Source organism: Kitasatospora sp. NPDC001175 (assembly GCF_053598215.1).
Genome location: NZ_JBSFJU010000223.1, coordinates 1 through 1359, shown reverse-complemented (window position 1 = coordinate 1359; position 1359 = coordinate 1). Strand labels below are relative to the sequence as shown.

Sequence of the window (1359 nt, the reverse complement as noted above, 5' to 3'; positions counted from 1 at the left end):
CGCGATCCACTTCGAAGGCGAACCCGGCGACGGCCGCTCCATCACCTACGCCCAGCTCAAGGACGAGGTCTCCAAGGCCGCCAACGCCCTGCTGGAACTCGGCGTCACCACAGGCGACCGAGTCGCCGTCTACCTGCCGATGATCCCCGAGGCCGTCGTCGCGATGCTCGCCTGCGCCCGCATCGGCGCCACCCACTCCGTCGTCTTCGGCGGCTTCTCCGCCGACGCCGTCGCCTCCCGCATCCAGGACGCCGACGCCAAACTGGTCATCACCGCCGACGGCGGCTACCGCCGCGGCAAGCCCTCCCCGCTCAAGCCCGCCATCGACGACGCCCTCACCAAGTGCCCCCAGGTCGAACACGTCCTGGTGGTCCGCCGCACCGGCCAGGACGTCCCCTTCACCGAAGGCCGCGACGTGTGGTGGCACGAGATCACCGACCGCCAGCCCACCGACCACACCCCCCAGGCACACGACGCCGAACACCCCCTGTTCATCCTCTACACCTCCGGCACTACCGGTAAGCCCAAGGGCATCCTGCACACCTCCGGCGGCTACCTCACCCAGGCCAGCTACACCCACCACGCCGTCTTCGACCTCAAGCCGGACACCGACGTCTACTGGTGCACCGCCGACATCGGCTGGGTCACCGGCCACTCCTACATCGTCTACGGCCCCCTGGCCAACGGCGCCACCCAGGTCATCTACGAAGGCACCCCCGACACCCCCCACCAGGGCCGCTTCTGGGAGATCGTCCAGAAGTACGGCGTCACCATCCTCTACACCGCCCCCACCGCGATCCGCACCTTCATGAAGTGGGGCGACGACATCCCCGCCAAGTACGACCTCTCCAGCCTGCGCATCCTGGGCAGCGTCGGCGAACCCATCAACCCGGAGGCCTGGGTCTGGTACCGCGAACACATCGGCGCGGGCACGACCCCCATCGTGGACACCTGGTGGCAGACCGAGACCGGCGCCATCATGATCAGCCCCCTGCCCGGCGCCACCGAGACCAAGCCCGGCTCCGCCCAGCACCCCCTGCCCGGCATCGCCGCCACCGTCGTCGACGACAACGGCACCGAGGTACCCAACGGCTCCGGCGGCTACCTCGTCCTCACCGAGCCCTGGCCCTCCATGCTCCGCACCATCTGGGGCGACGACCAGCGCTACATCGACACCTACTGGTCCCGCTTCGGCGGCGGACACGGTGCGGCTGGCGCCGCGTGGCGCTACTTCGCCGGCGACGGCGCCAAGAAGGACGAGGACGGCGACATCTGGCTGCTCGGCCGCGTCGACGACGTCATGCTCGTCTCCGGCCACAACATCTCCACCACCGAGGTCGAATCCGCCCTGGTCGGCCA

General features: G+C 69.5%; 1 protein-coding gene. It reads left to right on the top strand.

The window, feature by feature from the left end:
• Positions 1 to 1359: acetate--CoA ligase (gene acs, locus ACWDAK_RS41290; RefSeq protein ID WP_427396364.1), on the top strand; the 1359-nt coding region annotated here is incomplete at both ends.